Origin of the sequence: Bacteroides sp. M10 (assembly GCF_014334015.1) — a bacterium.
GTDB lineage: Bacteria > Bacteroidota > Bacteroidia > Bacteroidales > Bacteroidaceae > Bacteroides > Bacteroides intestinigallinarum.
This window is the reverse complement of sequence record NZ_CP060488.1, coordinates 1,685,557-1,707,824: the sequence shown is the minus strand read 5'-3', so window position 1 is coordinate 1,707,824 and position 22,268 is coordinate 1,685,557. Positions and strand designations below refer to the sequence as shown.

Below are 22,268 nucleotides of genomic sequence, written 5' to 3'. Positions count from 1 at the left end.
GTTCGGTTATGACAAAAATAGAGGGAAATACCCCGATAAAAAATAGCAAAGGGAATATAAGTGGAAATACATAATCCACTCAAAGAAATAACTATTTGATAATAAACATATTAATACTTAACAAGCTCACATTAAAAGGTAGATTCGGCACAGATTTTATTAACGGATTTTTGCCACCAAATCTTCAAAATCATCTCGTGAGACACGTGCTTTGGTCTTTACTCTTGAACGGTAATTATAGATCGTATTCACCGAGTAATGCAGAAGCTCTGCAATCTGCGAACTGTCTTTTATTCCTAAACGTATCAAGGCAAAAATACGCAATTCGGTATTCAGTAATTCATCTGGCTTCAAGACAATCTGCTCTTCGGGCAACAATAATTCGTTGAGCGATTCCACAAAGTTAGGGAAGAGATGCAGGAAAGCAGAATCAAAGTTCGCATACAATTCTTGCACTTCAACGGTTACAATATCATTGCTAAGATGCGTCATTTTCAACAATTCTGCCACTTGCCCACGTTGCAGTTTCTTGTTTACCAGCTTTCTGTATGCTTGCAAACGGTCTACATATACAGAACACAATTTAAAGAAACGGGCGATATAGGCTTCTTTAATGAGATTGGACTCTGAAAGTTCCAGATTGGTGGAACGAAGATGGCGGTTCACTTCTTCGAGTTCTTCATTCAAAGAGAACAGCCGTTCGTTTACTTCCTGTAATCCTTTCTTAGCGATGGAAAGGGCTTTCATCTGACGGTAAATATAGATTAACGCTACCACCAATAGTAATGCCAACAAGGCTACACAGGTAATATAGATCAGCAGTTCCCGATTTTGTTGCTTGATAATATCCTGATAATTCCCATTAATCATGGATAGCGGGGTGATGTTCATCCAACTCCGCAACCTCGTCTTATAAAATTGTGATATCTCCCATGAGAAATTGATATAGTCATAGGCTCGTTTCAAATCTCCTTTGCTATGTAGTTCTTGTGCCAGTACCATCAAAGAAGATTGCTCTTTAATAGCGGAACGTACATCGGATATAGCTGAAAGTACTAAATAATATAAGTGTTCGTCTTTCTTGCCCATGCTCTCAAAAAGACGGAAACGCTGATAAGCCACCAATGCATATTGGGGAGTGCCGAAAGAAGCTTCTGCGAGCCGGCGGTCACTGAATTCCATAGCCTCATCATATTTCCCGGCCTCTCTTAGCTGTGTCTCACGCAACCACAGGTAAGTAGCCGAAGACGAATCTAATGTAACCTCCATAGAATCCCGATATACATGACTCAACTTTACATAGCGGGAAGCAAACATTTTATATCGTGGTTGTGCGGCTCCCGCTTCAGAATATACATGTTCATAACATGTATAATAATGGCCCAAAAGAGGTGTTGGAAGGGTCTGGCGATCAATGGAATTTAATATATCTGCCGCTTCCATATACATTCCGATGGAAGATAACAAATAAGATAACTCCAATTGAATTTTAAGTTCTCTCTCTTTATCATTCAACTGTCTTGCCAGCAGCAAGTTTTCATTCAGATAATGGAGTGCGGAATCGGAACTGTATGCTTTATATTCAAGATAGATATCGTTATTCAAATGATAGCGTTCAATAGAAAGAGGAGCTGTCTTTCGGGCTTCTCTTTTCAACTCATGGAGTTTGTTTTCTTTAATCTGCACATAAGTATCGGCTTCCTTAATCGTTTTATCAAGTACGTTTAACAGTGAGTCCAAGCGTTCATCAGCAAAAGCTGAATGACAAGAAAAGAAGAGCAAAAGGCAAAATAGACAGTTCTTTTTCATGGGGCGGATAGACTTTAATGAGTATGAGATAACAGAGATTAACCAGACAAATGTAGAGAAAATCTTCGTAATCCTACTATAAACAACTCATAAATTAAAGAGATCAATAGGCTATTGCAAGGAAAAAACAGGCTAAAATATAGTCTATGTTACAATTTCTATAAAAAAGAGCTCCAATTATATTCAGCAAGACTTTCAAATTACAAAGAATAAAATATAACTTTGTAGTCTTAAGATTCTTATCTAGCTTTAATAATCAAAATTTGATTAACATGATAAAAAAAGATCGATTACTAGTGCTAAGCACTTTGCTGATATTTACATATACAACTATGAATGCTCAAAAGGTCGTAAAACTGTAGGAAACAAACCCACCGACGAATAATGAAATAACAGAAACCGAGAAATGTGAAAGAAATGGTAACTGGATAACAAATGTATCTTCACCCGAGTTGACTATCTATCAGGCTAACAAAGCTACAAATACAGGAATGGCAGTTGTGATATGCCCTGGCGGTGGATATGCAGGATTGGCTATTCAGCACGAAGGATCGGAGTTTGCAAAATGGCTGAACGGACAGGGAATAACAGCCTTTGTGCTCAAATACCGAATGCCAAACAAACATAAAGAAGTGCCATTAGATGATGCACAACAAGCAATGCGTTATGTACGCAAGCATGCCAACGAATTTGGCATAGATGCCAATAAAGTGGGTATCGCCGGTTTTTCGGCAGGTGGACATTTGGCAGCCACTACTTCCACTCACTATACAACAGAAGGAACAAGCACAAAGCCTGATTTCTCCATCCTTTTTTATCCAGTCATTACAATGGAAATGGCTACACATGGTGGTTCCCGTTCTAATTTATTGGGTGACAAACCGCTACCTGAAGACATTCAGTTTTTTTCTAATGAGAAACAGATCAATGCGAATACCCCACCTGCAATCTTGCTATTGAGTGATGACGACAAATCCGTGTCTCCAGTCAATAGTGTATTCTATTATGAAGCATTAAAGAAAAACAATATCCCCGCAACCATGTACATATTCCCCAAAGGAGGTCATGGTTGGGGAATGAATACAGATTTTGAATACCATTCGCAGATGCTTCACTTATTAAGTATGTGGCTGAAGTCTACTGATACCCAAATAAGGAAGAGCCAGACGAAATAATAAATTGAATATACTACATAATCTCGTATTGATACATCACAAAATCTTCCGTAATGTAACCGTATTGGAATAAGTCAAAGATGCTATTGTGACATTAATCTGTCATTATACAGCTTTTATTTCTTCCTCCTACTAATCTTATTTTTTTCATTGCTTAATAAATTTCCGTTCGACTTAAGTGGAACGATAGTTCAACTATAGTCGAGCGTTCGTTTAACTTAAGTCGAACGAAAATTCATTAAGTAATAGAATACATATCATTATGTTGGTCAGCCTTAGAAAACGCATAAAACATGTTTGTTGATGGAAAGCTGGTTCCAAAGTAGTTTTTAATAGGGATTTGCGAAGATAAGAATGGTGGCACATTAGAATTGTTTATGAGCAATCTTCCTAATAAAAACTGGGGAGTAGGAAAAGGAGCAAATCCCCCCTCCAGTGAATTTGGCAATTAATCTCATTTCCAATGAAGAGAAAATGTACTTTGTCGTTACCTTTTTCTCCTCATTGGAAATGAGAGCTATCTAAATAGTTAAATCATTATTATATTTGTTCTTATCATTTACCCATCAGGCTTTGTATCAGGAAATCAATCACATTCTTTGCCTTACATTCCGGTTCCAGTCCCGGATATTCCAAGTAGCAGACAGCACCTTTTTTTAAAGCCAGTTGCTGAAATCCGACACCGAACAGAGGACTATGTACATAATACATGTGGTCTTTATCGGGTTCATCAGGACTTTTATCATAAGAAAGAAATATTGGTGGGGATTTCTTATTGACCAGACTTGCTGGAGAAAGTTCCTTAAAATATCGTTTAAAATCGGACCTCCTTTTTATAAATCCGTCAAAGTCGGATTCTTCCAAACCAAAAGCATGTCCTCCATATTTCAGTTCCACACCTATCCACTCACGCATTTGTATCGGATCAAGTGAAGTTTGTGCTCCCTCTGTGCCTACCGCCAATACCTTTGTAGACATTCGTCTTACCGGGTCTTTTGATTTTCTATCCGCCATTTCGGGAGATAACGCCAACCATAATGAAGTACACGCACCCGCAGAACCGCCATACAATACCACCTTTTCAGGATTAAGTTTATATTTCTCCGCATGAAAACGGGTGAATTGCAGGGCTAGGCGTGCATCATGATACGGTACACGCACGGGTGGAAATATCTTCTCCTCCCAGGCTTGTGGAAGAAAGCGATAATTGATGGCAACATAAGCACAACCGACAGACAGAATCTTTCCTATATTCTCTTCCGACTGCCATTGTTTATCCCCATTCCACCAGCCTCCCCCGTGTATATTCACGATATAGGGAAAAGGTCCGTCTCCCTCGGGCAAATAGATATCTAACTTCTGAAGTTCATCTTCCCCATAGGGTATATCTTTCAATGTTGGTTTCATTCCACTTCCATCACTGTGACCGGACACTCCGCAAAATGCATTCAGATTGCAAAGACAAAGCAGATAAATCAATAACAATAGCTGTTTCATTTCACTCTTTCATGGTATTTTCTGATAGCTTCTTCGGGAACTTTATAGTCAAGAGGTTTCTCCGCATATACACGGATATAATCAATGTACATATCCGAACCATTGCCATAACGCTCCAGATCTATCGGCCATCCGTTTCCTCCGATGGACAAGTTGGCTAAGAAAAAGAATGGTTTCTCGCATGAAGCAGCATTCGTGGGATGACGCAGCACTTCGATATTATCCATATAATAAACCGTTTCTTCCAATCCTACGTATACTCCATAGGTATGGAATGTTTCCGTCCAATTGGATTTGCCTCCCAGTTGAGTCATAGGGGTGCGTGTATCGTATTCCTTCACCGGCGTTCCGTCGGGATTCTTCTGTCCCCAGAAATGGCTTACAATACAATATACATCGTCACTATGATATCCTCGAAATCAACTATAAAGACATGACGAGCAAGATGATCGGGCAGTTCTCCGTCGGCCCCACTCCTCTTGTGTTCAGTAACTCCATGGTGCTCCGGAAAGAGGAACATAAGGCATACACGATAGCATACAATAACAGCAAGTTTCACTCCACAGCCATCCTAAGCGTTATCGACTGGAAAAATGGAACGTTTGAAACGCTGGGGGACTCCATCCCTTACAACTTCCTTGATACGGAATCTTTCTGCGATTTGATTTATGTGGAACAGACATCGACACTTTACGGTGTCTTCCTTGAGAAGAAAGAACCGGGTAACGATTATAGTGTCGAAATCTATTCGCTTGCATTTCCTCCACTCAAGGCTTCGGACATAGAGCAGATACCTGCCGGAGGGGATAAGGAGCTTATGAAATACATCGTATTATCGGTCGTGGTTCTCCTTATTATAATAGGCGTTACCATCAGCTACCGGAAACGGTTGAAGAGAAAAACATCTCCTGCGACAGCAGGTACTTTGGAAGAAGGGAGGGTAGACAATTCCGCAAAGGCAGAGGAACAGCCCGTCACAACCAAATTACAGGATAAAAAGCCACGTATATCCACCATCCATCTTCTCGGAGATTTTCAGGTGTTCGATAAGGAGGGAAATGATATCACGCAGGAATTTACGCCCATCATCAAACAGGTGTTTCTATATATCCTGCTAAACAGTATTGCAAAAGGCAGAAAAGTGACTTCGCAGGAATTGGACGAGACTTTCTGGCTGGGAATGAACAAAGCGGATGCTTCCAACACCCGGAATGTGAATATCAGGAAACTACGGCTTATTCTTGAAAGAACAGGGGACATAGCCATTAATTATAAAGGTGGCTACTGGTCTATTAGCATAGGTGACGACATTACCTGTGACTATCATGAGATCAACAAAATCCTGCAGGAAGTACCGGACAAAGCAACGGTGGACATCGCTACCTTACAGCGTATTCTGAAACTCGCTGCGGGAGGAACACTCACACCTACCATCAGTGCAGAATGGCTCGACTCTTTCAAAGACGAATATACCAAACAGGTCACTACTTTCATGCTTAGAATGTTGGAAACCTCTGATGTGAAAGGAAACAACAAGCTCATATTGCAGATAGCAGACGTCCTGCTGCTTAATGATACGCTTGATGAAGAAGCGATACGCATCAAGTGCCAGATATTATTCCGGATGGGACAGAAGGGAGCATCCAAAAGGTGTTATGACACTTTCGTCGCAGAGCATACACGCCTGTTGAATGAGAAGTCTGCCATCAGTTACGAGGATATCCTGTCAGACCTCCAGTAATTACAGACCGGCCGAAGCTCTTACCAATAAAAGTATTATCTTTGTTGCATGAAAAAATTAGTCATTGTAGGATGTGGACGACTTGCAGAAATCGTTGCGGATGCAGTTGTCAATGGCTTATTAGCAGATTATCATCTGGTAGGTGTCTATTCGCGTACGGCATCAAAAGCAGCACACATCGTAAATAAAATGCAGCAACATGGCAAGCCTTGCATTGCTTGCGCCACATTGGAAGAGTTATTGGCATTAAAACCTGATTATCTGGTAGAATCGGCCTCTCCTGCCGCCATGCGAGAATTGGCTTTGCCGGCATTGAGAAACGGAACGTCTGTCGTTACTTTGTCTATCGGTGCTTTGGCAGATGAGGCATTCTACCGGGAAGTGACAGAAACCGCCAAGGCAAATGGTACACGGGTCTATATCGCATCCGGAGCTACCGGTGGATTCGATGTTTTAAGAACTGCCTCCCTGATGGGAAATACGACGGCTCGCTTCTTCAATGAAAAAGGTCCTAACGCACTCAAAGGAACTCCCGTTTATGATGATTCTTTGCAAACGGAGCAGCGTACCGTTTTCTCCGGCAGTGCTGCGGAAGCGATTCGCCTCTTTCCAACCAAAGTGAATGTTACAGTTGCCGCCTCACGGGCTTCTGTCGGTCCGGAGAATATGCAGGTATCCATACAGTCTACTCCCGGATTTATGGGAGATACGCAAAGAGTAGAAATCAAAAATGACCAGGTGCATGCCGTAGTAGACATTTATAGTGCTACATCGGATATTGCAGGGTGGTCAGTAGTGAGCACCCTGATTAATATCGCTTCACCCATTGTATTCTGACAGATTGGCCAGTACTTTTGCGCTCAGGCGGTCAAACGCCTGACGCGTGCGGCCAGTAGACACCTGCATACAACGTACATGCGGATGATTGAGAAGCTGTTCACCCCCCAACGCGCCTATCGTGTCACAAAAACAAAGGTTATCACCTTCCAGCCATTCAGTAAAAGCAGCCTCATCCCATGCCGGTGACAAACCGGTATTGAATAAGATCTTCCGGTTACCCATCTGCTTAAATTCCTCTTCGTGCAGTAAAACCGTATTTTTATTAAGGCAGCAGCAAATGACTTCACTCTCTGCTAGGAGTTCCCTCAATGGCAAAAAGCGATATCCTTTGGCAGTAGCCGCTTCTTTCTCACTGCGGGCATAATATGAAATATCAGCACCAAAGAACTTCAAGGCGTCCGCTATCATGCCGCCAGACTTACCCAGTCCGATTATTCCGACTTTCAATCCGGTGATCTCACGAGGCAATTCTTCCCACGGTTCCTGTCCAAAGCCGTGCAAACAGCGCACCAACTCACTGACTACATATTCCACCACTCCTTCGTCACCATAATCCCGGATACCTGTTACCGTGATACCTCGTTCATTGGCATAACGAATATCGACATTGGCACTTTCGGGAGAATAGAGTGAACAACACATTCCAATGTATTTCACATTCGGACAACATTCGAGTACATACCGGTTGATACGGGAGGTATAACTCAAAAGCACTGCATCAGCATCTCCGATACGGGCAATTATTTCATCATCATTTGCGGGTATATCAGGATACATCACCACCTGACCGGCAAATGAATACAATGCTTTTTCGGCCGACGGAACCAGGCTGACCGGTTCTATAGCTACAAGTTTCTGAAACATCGTTTTTTTATTTTAGAAGTATTATACAAACATATATGGTTACCGGATTAGTAACCCAACATGGGCGCTAAGATACAAATTTCCAGCCATAATATCATTTAAAGATGAATGATTACAGTACGTTTTAGACACGCGAACGCAAGTTAAACAGGTACATTCAGAGTTCACTACTCGCCGTCCGGCCCCTTGGGTGGCGGTGCAATGAAGTGCATCTGATTGCCCCGTCCCTCCCTCTTGATAATACCCTCGGCAGCAAAGGATTTGAGGTCAGCGAGCGCGGTATTCTTCAGCCGCCCTGTGAGTTGGGTGTACGTTGTTCTTGTAATAAACCCATGTTGCCGGATATATTGCAGTACAATCTGTTTCAGTTTTTCGCTGTCACACTCTCTTGAGGTATTAAAGTCTATGTATTTTCTACGCTCCAGATCACCCCGGACGCCTGTCCGGAATTCCTTAGAAGCACGGAAGTTCACCCCGTTGAAAGAAACGGAGTTGGAACGCAAGTCTTTCTTGTCCTCCACCAAACGAGATGTCACCTTGGCGGAGAAGAATCCAAACTCTCCCAGTTCTACCCGGAATCCCTCGCCCAGATAGTCGAGTGTTTCGTCCCGCAACTCGGAAAGGATCCCTTCTATCATCCCCTCCTTGAATCCGGTTCTCTTGGCTACTGCCCGAATAAGCTGCTTTGCCGTAATCGTTCCGCTATAAACAATGTCGGCATACATCGTTTCAGTCTCGCCCTCTTTCGTGGTGAGGGACGGTTTCTTCTTTAAATTGTAATAAGCCATCTTTCTTTTCTAACTATGATTAAGAACTTTCAGTGCAGAGATTAAGGATTTTCAGTGCAGAGATTAATGTATTTTTGTGCAGTCGGGAAGTCGTCACCTTGCAAGGTGACCATTATCACTTTATAGAAGGACAAATGGCATCTTATAAAGTGATAAATGTCACTCTATAGCGTGACATCCCCTTAGTGAAAGGAGGAAAATCTGTAAAGGTACAAAATTAAGAGGCGAAAAGCAAGAGGGGGTACCATAAAACTTCATCTATAAATGTAATGCAATTGCAAAATGAAAACGCTTCTGCCAACCACTGATACCGCTTCCTTTTTATTTATCCGCATAGATTTGTTGATTTTTAAATTATTTCAGTACATTTGTCTGCGCCTACATCTATACAGGAAGCATGAAAATAAACGAAATACAGTGCATAAAAGAACTACGCAACGGCTCCTACCAGGCTTTTACACAGATTTATGAAGCCTATGCCGACCGACTTTACAGCTTTGTTCTTAAACAACTAAAAAATCGTTCCCTGACACAGGACATTGTTCAGGATACCTTTTTACGCCTGTGGGACAACCGTAGCCAGTTGAATAGCTTCGGCAATCTGCAGGCTTTCATCTTCACCATCGCCAAACATCAGGTCATTGATTATTTCCGCAAACAGGTCAACGAACTGCAATTCGAGGATTTTATGGAGTACTGCGAGAACCAGGCAACTGACGTATCGCCGGAAGATATCTTATTGTACGACGAATTCCTGCAACAACTCCAACAATCGAAAAAAGTACTGTCACAACGGGAACATGAGATTTATGAATTAAGCAGGGAGAAACATATCCCCATCAAGCAAATAGCCGAACAACTGGATCTCTCCGAACAAACGGTGAAAAACTATCTGACTTCTGCCCTGAAGATTCTTCGCAGCGAAATGATGAAATATAATATTCTCTTTATTTTCTTCCTGTAACAAGAATAACACTTTCAGTAGGAATAATTAAAACTTCACACAACTTTACAAACACCTATTATTCCTAACTTTTTCTATGCTATACAACATAAAAAAAGTCTAGTACTCCCTTTATGTATTTACGTATAACCTATAGAAACACCAATAATATGAGTCCACAATTTAAAAAGTTATATTGCCAGTACATCGAAAAAGGAATCACCTCTTCCGATATTGGAAAGTTCAGAAATGAACTCAATAACATACCTGACGAAGAGTTATGGAATACCATGATAGATATGGAAAACGACACAGTAGAGATAAAGATGCCTCCTATGATGAAAAAGCAAATTCGAAAGGAACTACAACAAATCATCTGGAGACGCCGTTGGTTGCAATATATGAAATATGCTGCCATTATCGCTATCATCCTATCATCCTCTTTTGGACTTTATACATGGATGAATAACCCGGAAAGTCAAATGGTTGCTGTAACAGTTAAAGCTGGCAGTAAAGCAGAAATGGCTCTCCCTGATGGTACATTTGTACAACTAAATGCGGCTACAAACCTAGAATATGATGTAAACAATTCCAATCAACGCCTTGTCAAACTCTCAGGAGAAGCCTTTTTCGATGTTGCCAAGAATCCCGATTGCCCATTCAAGGTAATAATCAACGATCTGCAAATTGAAGTAGTAGGAACTTCATTCAATGTAAAGACCTATAAAAAAGACATTGTAGAAACATCTTTACTTAGCGGACGAATCAGAATATCAGGTGGTTCACTTCCCCATGAATATACGCTTTCACCTGGACAAAAGGCAACCTATTCCGCTATGGACAGAACACTACGAATAAGCAAAGCGGATGCCCATGTTGAAGCCGGATGGAGAGATAATTACCTCATCTTTGAATCCACACCATTAATTGATGTAATAGCCCAGATAGAACGATGGTATGGGGTGGAAATCAGATTACATCATAAGCAAATCGCACAAGATTTACTATCAGGATCTTTCCGAAACGAAAGTATACAGAATGTCATAAGATCCTTAAGCATACAATACGGGTTTAAGTACGAGATATATAAAGATATAATTACTATTTACTAATTTAAAAGAAAGGAGCGTATGGAAAACACACAGTAGTTAAAATCAAAAAAGAACAACCAAAGAATCGCCCAATCCTTTGGTTGTATGGAAGTCGATAAAATTTTATACATCAAAACATTATCAACTATGAATATCACAAAGTTAACATTTTTATTGAGAAGGAAACTGCGGAACAGCCTTATTTTTAGAAACTTTACCATTTTATCCGCTGCTATAATTTTATTCCCTTCGGGAGTGTTTGCCCAAGAAGGAAATGTGTCCATTAATATCAAAAATGGCACGGTAAAAACTTTCATGAAGCAAGTAGAACAGCAAACGAGATATACTTTTGTATACCGGAATCATGTTCTTAACGATCAGACTAAAGTTACAATTAGCTGCACAAAGAAGCCTATCAGCGAAGTGCTCTCACAAGTATTTACTCCTCTGAATATATCCTATTCATTTACTAACAACACCATCGTATTGGTAAAACAGGAGACAGAACAAAGAAGTAATGAAAGGAGAGCGATTAAAGGAACCGTACTAGATGAAAGTGGAATTCCTATTATTGGCGCCAATGTCATGCAAGGAAAAGGAACCGGAGTCATTACAGATATTAACGGAAACTTTACCATTGTAGCAGATCCTAACCAACCACTAACAGTATCTTATATTGGATTTGACTCACAACAAGTGAAAGCTGGCAATAAAAACAATCTGAAAATATATTTGAAAGAAAGCAGCATTGCATTAAATGAGGTAGTTGTAGTCGGCTATGGCTCCCAGTCCGAAAAACTAGTAACCACTTCTATCAGTAGCCTGAAAGTGGATGATCTGGATCAAGGCAGTGACTACAATGTAGCTAAGATGCTGCAAGGTCGTACTCCTGGTGTAAATGTAGCCTCTGCCAGCGGTACCCCCGGTGAACAACCGAGTGTACGGGTACGTGGTATTGCATCCATCACAGGTAACAGCACCCCATTGTATGTGGTCGATGGAGTTCCCAGTGAATCAATGCCTATGCTAAACCCCAACGACATCGAACGCATGGACGTATTGAAAGATGCTTCAGCTGCTGCCATCTATGGTTCGCGAGCTAACAACGGTGTTGTCATCATCACCACAAAATCGGGGAACACCAACAGTAAAACACGCGTAAATGCCAGTGTACGCCACAGCCTTGGATGGATTGCCAACGATATACCAATGGCAAATGTAGCAGAATATGCTCGTACTATGCAAGCAGCCGTAGATAATTGGAATGTGCAGAAAAAGGACACAAAATCATTCTTTATCCCCGACCGGATTACCGAAACAGACTGGCTCGGACTAATTCAACGTGATATAGCACACTCTACTACGGCATCTATCAATCTCTCGGGAGGTAATGAGAAAACTACCTTTTTCACCTCTGTGGGATTTAACGACCAACAAGGTATCATCCGCACCAGCGGATTCCAGCAAACCAACCTACGGGCAAAATTTACTCATCAGCTGAACAAATGGTTTAAACTGAATCTAAACCTCACGGGATCTTACAGCCGTTTTGATAAGGTAGAAGAGTCATCTACCAGTTTGAAAGTGATTCGTACTGCGCGTGAAGAACAACCATGGATTGGAGCTTATCGGGAAGATGGAGGCTATACAGTGATGTCAACAGAATTATGTCGTCATAATCCTGTTATGCTGATTAATGAAGAAGACTGGACTGTACATAAAAAACAAGGAGTAGCTGCCCTTAGTTTTGATATTACTCCTATCAAAGGACTCAAGTACACCCCCTCATTCAGCATATACGGTATTCTTGATGAAGAAAAGAAAACAATTTCAGAGAAACATGACGCACGTTCAAAAAATGCAGGATGGGGTGCACTTAGCGAACAGAAAAATGTAAGCTACCGATATGTTATAGACAACGTAATTTCGTATGAAAATAGTTGGGATAAACTGACTTATTCAGCAATGCTTGGTCATTCATACGAAGAGTATAACTATGAAACTTTTGGGGCTTATAGTGATAATTACGCAAACGGTGCTTATCCTTCTTCCAGCTTCGGTCTGATAAATTCCGGTTCTAATATCTACGCAGGTAGTATCGGATATAATGCATATGCACTCGAATCTTATTTCGGACGTGTCGCCCTGAATTGGGATAATCGCTATATCTTAAATGTAACGATGCGTCGTGACGGTTCTTCACGTTTCTCAAAAGATAAACGTTATGGAACATTTCCTTCTGCTTCTTTCGCGTGGCGGATTATCAACGAACCATTTTTCCCTAAAGGTACGCCTCTGAATGACTTAAAGTTACGCGCCAGTTGGGGCAAGACTGGCAGTATGGATGGCATCAGTAACTGGGCAGCTATGTCATTAGTAACTTCGGGAGGAAATTCTTATAATGGTTCATCCGGTTTTAAAATCGGAGCAGATGCTGCGGACCTTATCTGGGAGAAAGCTAATCAGGTGAATGTCGGAATCAACGCAGAGCTATTCAACGGACGACTGACGCTATCTGTAGACGGATACTATCAAAAGACAAGCGGATTACTTTATAATATCAGTACTCTTGCTACAACAGGATATACTACCCGGACAGCCAATATCGGCTCGCTGGAGAACAAAGGATTGGAAGTGATGGTGAGCGGTAAAATATTCGATGGTCCTTTTAAATGGGAGCTTGCTACTAACCTCTCCTATACAAAAAACAAACTGTTATCATTGGATGGAGTACTTGATATGAAAATCAACGGTGGTGGTGCCAATACCGGTAAAGTAATGCATGCTCTAATGGTAGGTAAACCGGTTAGTGCTTTCTATATGTTGCGTCAAGATGGCATTTATCAAACCGACCAGGAAGTACCAAGCAAACTCTACGCTAAAGGAGTACGTGCCGGTGATTGTAAGTACTTTGACTACAACAATGATGGAGATATCACAGACGATGACCGCATGTATGTAGGAAAGGTTACACCAGACATTTATGGTGGTATTACTTCGACTATGAACTGGAAAAACTTCGACTTATCCATTTTCTGCCAATTTGCAGCCGGAGGTAAAATCCTGTCAGCGTGGAAAGGCTGCGGGGGAACAGAAGGTACGGAACATCTCGGCTTGGCGTCCAGTAGTATCAAAGGTTACAAAAATGGCACACTGGTCGATTCGGAACAGTTCTATAACATATCAAAATATGCCGCCAACCATTACTGGAGGGGAGAAGGAACCAGTAACACTGTTCCACGCCCTACTTTGGCAGGAACGTTCACTGGTGGTTTCGGAAACAATCTTGTTTCTACCCGTTATCTGGAAGATGCTTCTTATTTCAAATTCAAAACCATCACATTGGGATATAGCCTTCCTCATTCTCTGTTGTCAAAAATACATGTAACGGGAGCTCGCATCTTTGTTTCTCTCGACAATTTTTTTACACTGACTAAATATTCCGGATATGATCCGGAATTCTCATACGAAAGTAATCCGACAGGCAACAGCTACGGAGCAGATTTCGGAGAACAAGCCACATTAAAGAGTTTTATCATAGGTGCAAGCATTAACTTCTAAAACTAACGATATGAAAAATATAAAACTATTATTCACTCTGGTTTTAATGACCATAACTGTACTCGGCACGAGCTGTTCTGACTGGCTGGACGACATCAGCCCCCGACATGCAATTCCTCAATCAGCCTTGACGGATGATGATCTCGAAAAGCTATTAAATGGAGTATACGCCACTATGGAAAATTATACATTTACTTTCTGGTGGTTGGATGATATACAAGGGGAAAATTTCAAAGCAGGTCCTGGAGGAGGTCAAATTACAGACCCATGCGAAATGTCTCCCTCGTATACCAATCAGGCAATTAACATTCTCTCCTTTTGGAGAAACTCATTTACAACATTACATCAGGTCAATTTTCTCGTAGAAACTTATGAAGCTTCCGAAAACAAAGAAAGTGCTCTTATGAAAAAAGTAGGTGGTGTCTCTTACTATTTCCGTGCATTTATTTATTATCGTTTGGCCTCTCATTATGGAAATGTCCCCATCCTGCGTAAACGTTCAAAAGAGGTGGTTCCTATCTCTCCGGAAGCTGAAGTATGGACATTCATCGAAGAGGATTTGGGTAAAGCTATTCGCTTACTGTCAAAAGCAGATTCCAAATGGTACGTATCTTCTGACGCAGCAAATGCACTTGCTGCACGTGTAGCTCTTTTCCAGAACAAGATGACGGATGCTGCAAACTATGCAGAAGCAGTATTAGCTAATTCTAGTTTCTCGCTCGCATCCACTGCTATGGATTTCTCTAAAAATTGGGTTGCAGGAAGTTCAAGTCCGGAAATTATATTTGCCTATGTTAATAATTCAAGAGCATCCAGTCCTCTAAACTTCACATTATACGTTAATGACACTGACGGTTCATGGAATTATGCTCCATCTGATTGGTGTTATAGTAGTCTTTTTGCTGATGATAATACTCTTTCACGCAAAGGAGACGTACGGTCAAAAGCCACATTCACCAGCCAAGATGCCAACCGCGTAATCAAATATCCGAATGGGACTTATCAATTGGCGGAAACGTCAGATTATACCTGCACACCGGTAGTAATCTCCCGTATTTCAGAAATGTATCTGGTAAAAGCCGAAGCTCTCGGAAAAACGAACGGAGCCGCCACATTAGTGGAATATATGAAAAAAAGATATACTACCGCTCCAAGTGAAGCAGCAATCAAAGCTCTATCGGACAAAGAATATCAGACATTGATCTTGGACGAACGCCGTCGTGAATTTTATGCTGAAGGCATGCGCTGGCAAGACATCAAACGCACGAATCGCTTAGAATTGTTAGAAACACTTGATGGTCGTACTTATCTGATGTATTATCCGATTCCGCAAGATGAGATTGACATGGCCGGTACGGCAGCCTACCCACAAAATCCCGGATATGCGGGATATACAGGAAATTAATAACAAAACCTTAAATGATTATTATGTGTATGACAACTATTAAAAATAAAGTACGGATATGTCCGTTCATATATATTGTTTGTCTCTTATTATTTGCCGCATGCAGCAACGAAGACAATGCCGGAAAAGACATTCCTTCCGCAACTTTCTCAATCTCTCCCGAAAGAGGGCAAATAGAAGGTGAAATACAATTCACTAACGCATCTTATGGAGGTAGTGGCAACTTTACTTATGTATGGGATTTCGGGGACGGAACGACTTCTACCGAAGAAAGCCCGAAGCACGTGTACAATGAGAAAGGTATATTTGTTGTTAGTTTGACCATAACCGACAGCAGTGGAAGATCGAACCTCTACCGGAAAACAATTGAAATTACCGATAAAGTAGTAGAAAAAGGAGACCTCACATTACTATGGACTTCCTCCACTCATTTAGCTAAGTTAGTTTCCAATTCCGCTGCTCTTTCTCCTGATGAAAAAACGGTTTACATCAATAGCAATGACCACATATTACATAGTTATGATGTAACTTCAGGTATTGAAAAATGGGCATTCGATATGACTAATCCATCTTGGGGAGCGCAGGCAACAGGAGGCTCAAACATGACACCGTCTGTAGATACGGATGGCACAATCTACATTGGCACAGGTGACGGAAGCAATGGTAAACTATTTGCTATCAATCCTGATGGAAATAAGAAATGGATTACTTTCAATGATCCGACTACCGGTTTTTGGAATAAAGGCAACGCCGCCAATGCCAAAATGCGTAGTGTGTCACCAGCATTTGATGATAAATATGTATACTGTGGTAATGGGGGAAGCACCGGTTCAATGATTGCAATAGACAAAACAACAGGAAACCGCGTTAGCTATTTAACTAATGCAGATGGTACCAGCGGTCCTGCCGGAGGTGTTTATGCAGGTCCTGTTATCTCCAAACAAGGAATGATGTATATCATGTGTACCAACTACGGAATGTTTGGTGTAGCCAAAGCTACTATGGCTAAAGATGACAATACTTTCAGCCCATGGGCATGGAGAGCATTTGACAGTGGTTTGAACAGCGGCTGTCATGCATCAATGGCCATAGACAATGAAGGAAATGTATATGGCATGATTTATACATCTGATCTGACTACTACCATCTATTCCGTTGCCAGTGACGGTAGTGTACGTTGGACTACCCCTATTGAGAATACCGGCAAACAAGATCAGGGAGGAGTCGTTATCGGCACAGATGGCACTGTATATGCCTCATTGAAGAGTCAGGGAGATATGCCTGGCGGAATTGTTGCATTGTCAGCAGGTGGAACTATCAAATGGCAATATGAGATATCAGAAAGTGTCAGCAGTACTCCTGTTATTGATAAGGATGGACATATCTTGTTCGGTACGGAACGTGGCAATTTCTATATCCTAGACGCAAATGGTACCGACGCTATTGCCGTACTTGATATAGCTGGAGCAATTGCTAACAGTGAAAGTGCTTATGCATCCGAATGGGCTGCAACACAAGGCAAATTCTGGAGTTCACCGGTAGTGGATGCAGACGGTACTATCTATGTAGCGATCACTAATACTCAAGATGAATCAAAGAGTTTACTAGTAGCCCTGTCATCCAAATATGTGAAAGGGTTACCAACGACAGGGTGGCCAATGCGTGCCAAAGATGCTCAGCACACTGCTACAGTAAGATAACTTTAATTAAACAGGATAGGTTATTTCGATAGCCTATCCTAATTATCTAATAAATAAAATAAAAAGACTATGAAGAAAGTATTTTTTCTTTTGGCAATCATCTTACTCGTATCCGGGCAAGTGATGTGTACCAGTTGTGGCTCTTCCAATGATGAATATGAAAACAAAAATCAGCCGACTCCTCCGGATGATAATGAAGACCCGGAGGATCCAGGTGAAGAACCTGACACTAAAAGTTTAACAACCGACTTAAAGAATCTTTCCAGCAACACAAGTCTGAAAATGTGGACTTGCGCTCATCGTAGCAACACCTATAAGGGAATACGTGACGGAATACCTGAAAATTCTATTCCCGCTATCCAATATGCAATAGAAGTCGGTGCTGATATGATTGAAATAGACCCTAGAGCCACTTCTGACGGAATAATCGTAAATATGCACAATACAACCATTAATGCTACAACAAACGGAACTGGTGCTGTAGCCAATATGACTTATCAAACTCTTTATCAATATTTTTTAAAAGGTTCTAAAGGTATCACTGAATACAAAGTGCCTACACTTGAGGAAGTATTGGATGCTGCAAAAGACAAAATCTATGTTTGTGTCGATGTAAAAGAGAAGGGGCTTTTAGGTAAAATCATTAAAATGGTTGCAGAAAAAGGGATGATCGACCAGGTTTGCTATTATACTGGTTCCAGCACATCATATATTGAAGAAATGAATACTATTAACCCTGGAGCCATTCCTTTTCCATGGGTATCCACAGCAGCAGAAGTAAAAGTCCTCGCCAAATATTACAGTAAAGTACAAATGGTACAATTCGGAATAGACAATGCATCTCTCACTGAACTAATGGGAGCTATTAAAGATGTCAAGTTAGTAGGTTATGCCAATCATTTAGATTGGGATAGCGATCTACTGAATAGTAAATATTCTCACCTTCAAACTTTTATAGACAACAAAATAGAAGTTGTGCAAACTGATTACTCTGATCTTGTCAACTCTTATTTAAAAGAAAAAGGATTAAGATAACTTTATAGGATAGTTTTTCATAGGTACCAAATATAGATCAAAACATTTTATTTAAGAAAAGCACGTATGACAAGGAAAATTATATTTCTATTATCAGTTCTTCTGGTTTCATTATCTGCTGAAGCAGAATCCAGAATTGATAAACTATTGAGGAATCTTCACGACAAGAACTCTCAATATGTATTTGTTATAGCTCACCGCGGCGACTGGAGGAATGCTCCGGAGAACTCCATACAATGTATAGAGAATGCCATCGCGATGGGAGCAGACATGGTGGAACTTGACATTCAACAAACCAAAGACAACAACTTTATTTGTATGCACGACGCAACGCTAGACCGCACTTCAACAGGAAAAGGAGCCATTAAAAACTATACGGCAACAGAACTAAAACAATTTGTGCTGAAAAGTGGAAACGGTATAAAGACCCGCCGATCCATACCCACTTTAGAAGAAGCATTAATGACATGTAAAGATCGTATTCTAGTCAATATAGATAAAGGTGGAACATATATAAAGGAGATTCTTCCCATCATCCGAAAATGTGGAATGGAAAAACAAGTGGTTATAAAAGGAAGGTATCCTGTCGAGAAAGTTCAAGAGGAATATGGAAACAATACCGATATGCTCTATATGCCTATCATTCATTTATGGAAAGAAGAAGATATAAAAGCGACCGAAAGTTTTATTAAAGACTTTACGCCAATAGCCTATGAACTCTGCTTCAAAGACGAACAGACTTCAAATTTAAAGGTAATTGATAAAATTGTACAATCTGGTAGTCGGGTATGGATGAATACTCTATGGGATAGTCTATGCGGTGGACATGATGATGAAAACGCCCTACTGGAAGGGAAAGAAAAGCATTGGGGATGGATACTGGAACATAAGGCAACTATGATACAAACTGATCGCCCTCAAGAATTAATCAAATACTTAGAAAATAAAGGTTTAAGAAAACTATAAGCAATAACAACTTAACACATTTGCAAAAGAAAAAGGCCAATTCACCCCCATGAATTGACCTTTATTTTTTTCTATCTGTCTCTGTTATAATCTTTCATTCCTGTTATTCAGCCTTGAATTTGATCTTCAGAATCTTACTGATAGCCGGTTTATATTTCTTCAACATTCGGTCGAATCCCAAGTCATTCGGATGGGTCCCATCTACAGTCCCCTCATGGTCTGTTCCCAAGAATTGATCTTCTTTTATGAAATACAGGTTCTTGACATTCTTCTTTCGCAATACTTCTACCTGTTCAGCGATGGCCTCGTTCTGCCGTTTTACATTCTCACGAGCTTTCTGGTTGAAATTACCTGTTTCACGTATCAATGTCTGTATCACAATAATAGGCGTATCCGGATGCTTCTGGCGCAACGTCATTACAAAATCAACAGTCCGGTCGGTTATCTCTTTGGGAGAAGGATTGGGAATACAATCCAGAATGAAAGCATCTGCATCAATATCCGCCAACATCTCGGCAACTTCTTTCTCCATCTTGCCGTTTCCGCTCAATCCTAAATTGATAAAGTTATATCCGCTGCTACGGGACAAACGAGCCGGATAAGCCATCCCGGGACGACTGGCAGATGCTCCCTGCAAAATGCTGGACCCGTATACCACTATCTTTTCTTTGAACGGATTTTCTCCTTTACGTATGTGTGCATCAGAAGAAACACCTATTTCCAGACTTTTCAGTTCATCATATAAAGGCAGATACAGCAAGCATTCTTTCTCTTCCGTACCCATATTATCAACAAGCACTTTTTCCGTAGTCACACCACCCGGTATCCCTACTCCGGCAAATTGCCATTTTCCATCCCGTTTGATATACAAATCCAGACCTTTCTGAGCAACTCTCGTCAGATTGGGTAACTGGTAATTATCAGGAACCGTCCATTTGGCTTTTATGACGGGGCTATTCGTTGTAAAAGAGATAGCCAGACCGGCAGAGTTTGTGAATAGTTTCTTCACTGTGGGAGGCATTGTACGATACTTGGCTGTATCTACCCGATGGAAGTATTCGCCTTCGGTAGTTGCTTTGCCTACCAGTAAAAGCTCTTGAGCCGGCACATAGGTAATGTTATCCTTTTGTTGTCCGGAGGCTGTGAAGGGAAGCACCATCAGCCCCAAGCAAACCCAGACATTTCGTATTAAGTTTTTCATAATCAATTTTATATTAAATTTCTTTCGCTACCATCCAGCGCTCTACATTTCGTTTCTCTGCGCTAAACTCTACACCAACTTTTATCACTTGTTGATCCTCTGCCGTATAAGGAAAAGCATAACCTTTTTCTTCAATCTGCTCCATGGCCTGCTCAACAGTCCCATTCAGCTTGAATTCGAAAATATAGATGAACTTCGGGGTTCGTACAACCGCATCTGCACGTCCCCGTGAGCTATGTACTTCTGCCTGTGTAAATTGTCCCATCAGCTTGAATATTAAATATATGATGACTTGATAATGACGTTCAGTCTGGTCATTCAACTCGTAAGGAAAATCTGCAAAGAAAGCTTCAAAGCGGTGCATGAAAGCATCAACATTGCCACTTTCCAATTCATGGATGAACTTACCAATATAAAAACTCCGTTCCTCATCTGTAACCGCCGTATAGAATGGTAGTAGAAAGTTAAGAAAACCATAACGCACTTCGTCGTTAGGAAAACCAAGACGATACATTTTAAAACGCTTATCATAGTCTTTTATGGTTAAATAACCACTCTGATAAATCAACGGAATAGGATTTTTCCTATCCGCACGATATTCAGTGAAAGCGGAAGCAGCTGTCTCTATACCATCCATCAACAAGCGAAGATCATAATCGCTCTCTTTCAATAACTCCACAAGGAAAGTAGGAGTTCCGGTCTGAAACCAGTAATTACCGAACTCTTTACTGAAAAATGCATTCAGAACACTGAATGGATTGAACACTCCTTCTCCATTAGGATGAAAATGATAACCGTCATACTGCCGGGTCATTGTTTCTACAACTTCTTTCGTATTGATGTCATTTGCTTGCGATAAAGCTGCAATCTCTGGTTCAAAATTAGCAAGAAGTTCTTCGCGGGTGATTCCACAAAGAGTAGAGAAGTCATAATTCAGACTGATGTCATTCAATTGGTTCAAATCACTAAACACACTTACTTGCGAGAATTTGGTGACACCTGTCAGAAAAGCAAAACGAAGATAGCGGTCTGCACTCTTCAACACACCGTAAAAAGCTTTCAAAGTAGAACGGTAAGAATCGAGAAGCGGCTCATTCTGAATAGCCTGTAGTAAGGGCTTATCATACTCATCCACCAGGACTACAACACCCCTGCCTGCTTGTTCGGAGGCACGACGAATGACACCCAAGAAACGGGAAGACAAAGTGGTTTCATCTTCTCCCCTGCCATATATAGCTTCCCATTGAGTTAGCTGGTTACTTAAAATAGCATCCAATCTGTCCGGTGAATCATATTTCTCGGCATTCAAATCCAGATGCAGTACGGGATATTCTTCCCACTTCTTTTCTAATTGTTCCACAGCAAGTCCCGTGAAAAGGTCACGCCGTCCCTTGAAATAGGCTTCAAACGTAGAAATTAACAAACTCTTTCCGAATCGGCGCGGACGACTTAAAAAAAAAGGTTTACCGATGTTTGCTATAGTCCACATCAATGCGGTCTTATCCACATACAAGTATCCGTCATTGCGGATATCTTCGAAAGTCTGAATCCCGATAGGGAGTTTTCTGCCCGTCACCAACATACAATTTCTACTATTAGATTGTTATCACACACGTATCTGCTACAAAAATACGAATTCTGGCAATGAAAGC

At 41.0% G+C, this 22,268-nt stretch carries 17 protein-coding genes; 10 read left to right on the top strand and 7 right to left on the bottom strand.

Features of this window, described 5'->3' with window-relative positions; all coding sequences use genetic code 11:
- Positions 1–159: 159 nt before the first annotated feature.
- A complete protein-coding gene (locus tag H8796_RS06215) occupies positions 160–1,809 on the bottom strand; it encodes a DUF6377 domain-containing protein (RefSeq protein ID WP_117938116.1) in 1,650 nt (549 codons plus the stop codon).
- Positions 1,810–2,261: 452 nt separating this feature from the next.
- On the opposite strand from H8796_RS06215, the gene H8796_RS06210 reads away from it, so the two are divergent.
- Positions 2,262–2,984 (top strand): alpha/beta hydrolase, encoded by a 723-nt coding sequence (locus tag H8796_RS06210; protein WP_317127758.1) that lies wholly within the window; start codon positions 2,262–2,264, stop codon positions 2,982–2,984.
- Positions 2,985–3,539: 555 nt separating this feature from the next.
- Here H8796_RS06210 and H8796_RS06205 read toward each other — a convergent pair.
- Positions 3,540–4,481: an alpha/beta hydrolase gene (locus tag H8796_RS06205; protein ID WP_117933534.1), complete on the bottom strand. Its 942-nt coding sequence runs from the start codon at positions 4,479–4,481 to the stop codon at positions 3,540–3,542.
- Positions 4,478–4,795, bottom strand: a complete 318-nt coding sequence (locus tag H8796_RS06200) for a family 16 glycosylhydrolase (protein ID WP_117933571.1) — start codon at positions 4,793–4,795, stop codon at positions 4,478–4,480. Before H8796_RS06200 ends, H8796_RS06205 begins: the two co-directional genes overlap by 4 nt.
- A gap of 8 nt (positions 4,796–4,803) precedes the next feature.
- Here H8796_RS06200 and H8796_RS06195 point away from each other — a divergent pair, with 8 nt between their 5' ends.
- Both H8796_RS06195 and H8796_RS06190 read left to right on the top strand, forming a co-directional pair.
- A complete protein-coding gene (locus H8796_RS06195; protein WP_147340106.1) occupies positions 4,804–6,222 on the top strand; it encodes a hypothetical protein in 1,419 nt (472 codons plus the stop codon).
- A 48-nt stretch (positions 6,223–6,270) separates the two neighbouring features.
- On the top strand, positions 6,271–7,059 hold the full coding sequence (locus tag H8796_RS06190; RefSeq protein WP_117933530.1) for an aspartate dehydrogenase domain-containing protein: 789 nt from the start codon (positions 6,271–6,273) through the stop codon (positions 7,057–7,059).
- On the opposite strand, the gene H8796_RS06185 is transcribed toward H8796_RS06190, so the two are convergent.
- Positions 7,042–7,926, bottom strand: coding sequence for a D-isomer specific 2-hydroxyacid dehydrogenase family protein (locus tag H8796_RS06185; RefSeq protein ID WP_117933528.1), 885 nt, complete (start codon positions 7,924–7,926; stop codon positions 7,042–7,044). The genes H8796_RS06190 and H8796_RS06185 overlap by 18 nt on opposite strands.
- 167 nt (positions 7,927–8,093) lie before the next feature.
- Complete coding sequence (locus H8796_RS06180) at positions 8,094–8,714, bottom strand: HU family DNA-binding protein (RefSeq protein ID WP_117933526.1); 621 nt, start codon at positions 8,712–8,714, stop codon at positions 8,094–8,096.
- A 397-nt stretch (positions 8,715–9,111) separates the two neighbouring features.
- Here H8796_RS06180 and H8796_RS06175 point away from each other — a divergent pair, with 397 nt between their 5' ends.
- The 7 genes from H8796_RS06175 (at position 9,112) to H8796_RS06145 (ending at position 19,415) form a co-directional block, all read left to right on the top strand.
- Positions 9,112–9,678: an RNA polymerase sigma factor gene (locus tag H8796_RS06175; RefSeq protein ID WP_074558841.1), complete on the top strand. Its 567-nt coding sequence runs from the start codon at positions 9,112–9,114 to the stop codon at positions 9,676–9,678.
- 149 nt (positions 9,679–9,827) lie between these two features.
- Entirely contained in the window at positions 9,828–10,769 is a 942-nt protein-coding gene (locus tag H8796_RS06170) for a FecR family protein (protein ID WP_117933524.1), read from the top strand.
- Positions 10,770–10,895: 126 nt separating this feature from the next.
- Positions 10,896–14,309 (top strand): TonB-dependent receptor, encoded by a 3,414-nt coding sequence (locus H8796_RS06165; protein ID WP_117933569.1) that lies wholly within the window; start codon positions 10,896–10,898, stop codon positions 14,307–14,309.
- Between the two features lie 10 nt (positions 14,310–14,319).
- Positions 14,320–15,714 (top strand): RagB/SusD family nutrient uptake outer membrane protein, encoded by a 1,395-nt coding sequence (locus H8796_RS06160; RefSeq protein WP_117933522.1) that lies wholly within the window; start codon positions 14,320–14,322, stop codon positions 15,712–15,714.
- Positions 15,715–15,743: 29 nt separating this feature from the next.
- On the top strand, positions 15,744–17,414 hold the full coding sequence (locus tag H8796_RS06155; protein ID WP_233530355.1) for a PQQ-binding-like beta-propeller repeat protein: 1,671 nt from the start codon (positions 15,744–15,746) through the stop codon (positions 17,412–17,414).
- A 69-nt stretch (positions 17,415–17,483) separates the two neighbouring features.
- The gene (locus tag H8796_RS06150) at positions 17,484–18,449 is read left to right on the top strand and encodes a glycerophosphodiester phosphodiesterase family protein (RefSeq protein ID WP_117933518.1); all 966 of its coding nucleotides are present in this window, start codon (positions 17,484–17,486) and stop codon (positions 18,447–18,449) included.
- 66 nt (positions 18,450–18,515) lie between these two features.
- Complete coding sequence (locus H8796_RS06145; protein ID WP_117933516.1) at positions 18,516–19,415, top strand: glycerophosphodiester phosphodiesterase family protein; 900 nt, start codon at positions 18,516–18,518, stop codon at positions 19,413–19,415.
- 103 nt (positions 19,416–19,518) lie between these two features.
- Here H8796_RS06145 and H8796_RS06140 read toward each other — a convergent pair whose 3' ends face one another.
- Entirely contained in the window at positions 19,519–20,616 is a 1,098-nt protein-coding gene (locus H8796_RS06140) for an SGNH/GDSL hydrolase family protein (RefSeq protein WP_117933514.1), read from the bottom strand.
- 13 nt (positions 20,617–20,629) lie between these two features.
- Positions 20,630–22,198, bottom strand: a complete 1,569-nt coding sequence (locus H8796_RS06135; RefSeq protein ID WP_055167310.1) for an ATP-binding protein — start codon at positions 22,196–22,198, stop codon at positions 20,630–20,632.
- Between the last annotated feature and the right edge of the window lie 70 nt (positions 22,199–22,268).

What these genes read in the sequence shown, in the direction of transcription:
- H8796_RS06215 (WP_117938116.1), bottom strand. Translation starts at nt 1,809, where the DNA reads ATGAAAAAGAACTGTCTATTTTGCCTTTTGCTCTTCTTTTCTTGTCAT.
- H8796_RS06205 (WP_117933534.1), bottom strand. Translation starts at nt 4,481, where the DNA reads ATGAAACAGCTATTGTTATTGATTTATCTGCTTTGTCTTTGCAATCTG.
- H8796_RS06200 (WP_117933571.1), bottom strand. Translation starts at nt 4,795, where the DNA reads ATGACTCAACTGGGAGGCAAATCCAATTGGACGGAAACATTCCATACC.
- H8796_RS06190 (WP_117933530.1), top strand. Translation starts at nt 6,271, where the DNA reads ATGAAAAAATTAGTCATTGTAGGATGTGGACGACTTGCAGAAATCGTT.
- H8796_RS06185 (WP_117933528.1), bottom strand. Translation starts at nt 7,926, where the DNA reads ATGTTTCAGAAACTTGTAGCTATAGAACCGGTCAGCCTGGTTCCGTCG.
- H8796_RS06180 (WP_117933526.1), bottom strand. Translation starts at nt 8,714, where the DNA reads ATGGCTTATTACAATTTAAAGAAGAAACCGTCCCTCACCACGAAAGAG.
- H8796_RS06175 (WP_074558841.1), top strand. Translation starts at nt 9,112, where the DNA reads ATGAAAATAAACGAAATACAGTGCATAAAAGAACTACGCAACGGCTCC.
- H8796_RS06170 (WP_117933524.1), top strand. Translation starts at nt 9,828, where the DNA reads ATGAGTCCACAATTTAAAAAGTTATATTGCCAGTACATCGAAAAAGGA.
- H8796_RS06165 (WP_117933569.1), top strand. Translation starts at nt 10,896, where the DNA reads ATGAATATCACAAAGTTAACATTTTTATTGAGAAGGAAACTGCGGAAC.
- H8796_RS06160 (WP_117933522.1), top strand. Translation starts at nt 14,320, where the DNA reads ATGAAAAATATAAAACTATTATTCACTCTGGTTTTAATGACCATAACT.
- H8796_RS06155 (WP_233530355.1), top strand. Translation starts at nt 15,744, where the DNA reads ATGACAACTATTAAAAATAAAGTACGGATATGTCCGTTCATATATATT.
- H8796_RS06150 (WP_117933518.1), top strand. Translation starts at nt 17,484, where the DNA reads ATGAAGAAAGTATTTTTTCTTTTGGCAATCATCTTACTCGTATCCGGG.
- H8796_RS06145 (WP_117933516.1), top strand. Translation starts at nt 18,516, where the DNA reads ATGACAAGGAAAATTATATTTCTATTATCAGTTCTTCTGGTTTCATTA.
- H8796_RS06140 (WP_117933514.1), bottom strand. Translation starts at nt 20,616, where the DNA reads ATGAAAAACTTAATACGAAATGTCTGGGTTTGCTTGGGGCTGATGGTG.
- H8796_RS06135 (WP_055167310.1), bottom strand. Translation starts at nt 22,198, where the DNA reads ATGTTGGTGACGGGCAGAAAACTCCCTATCGGGATTCAGACTTTCGAA.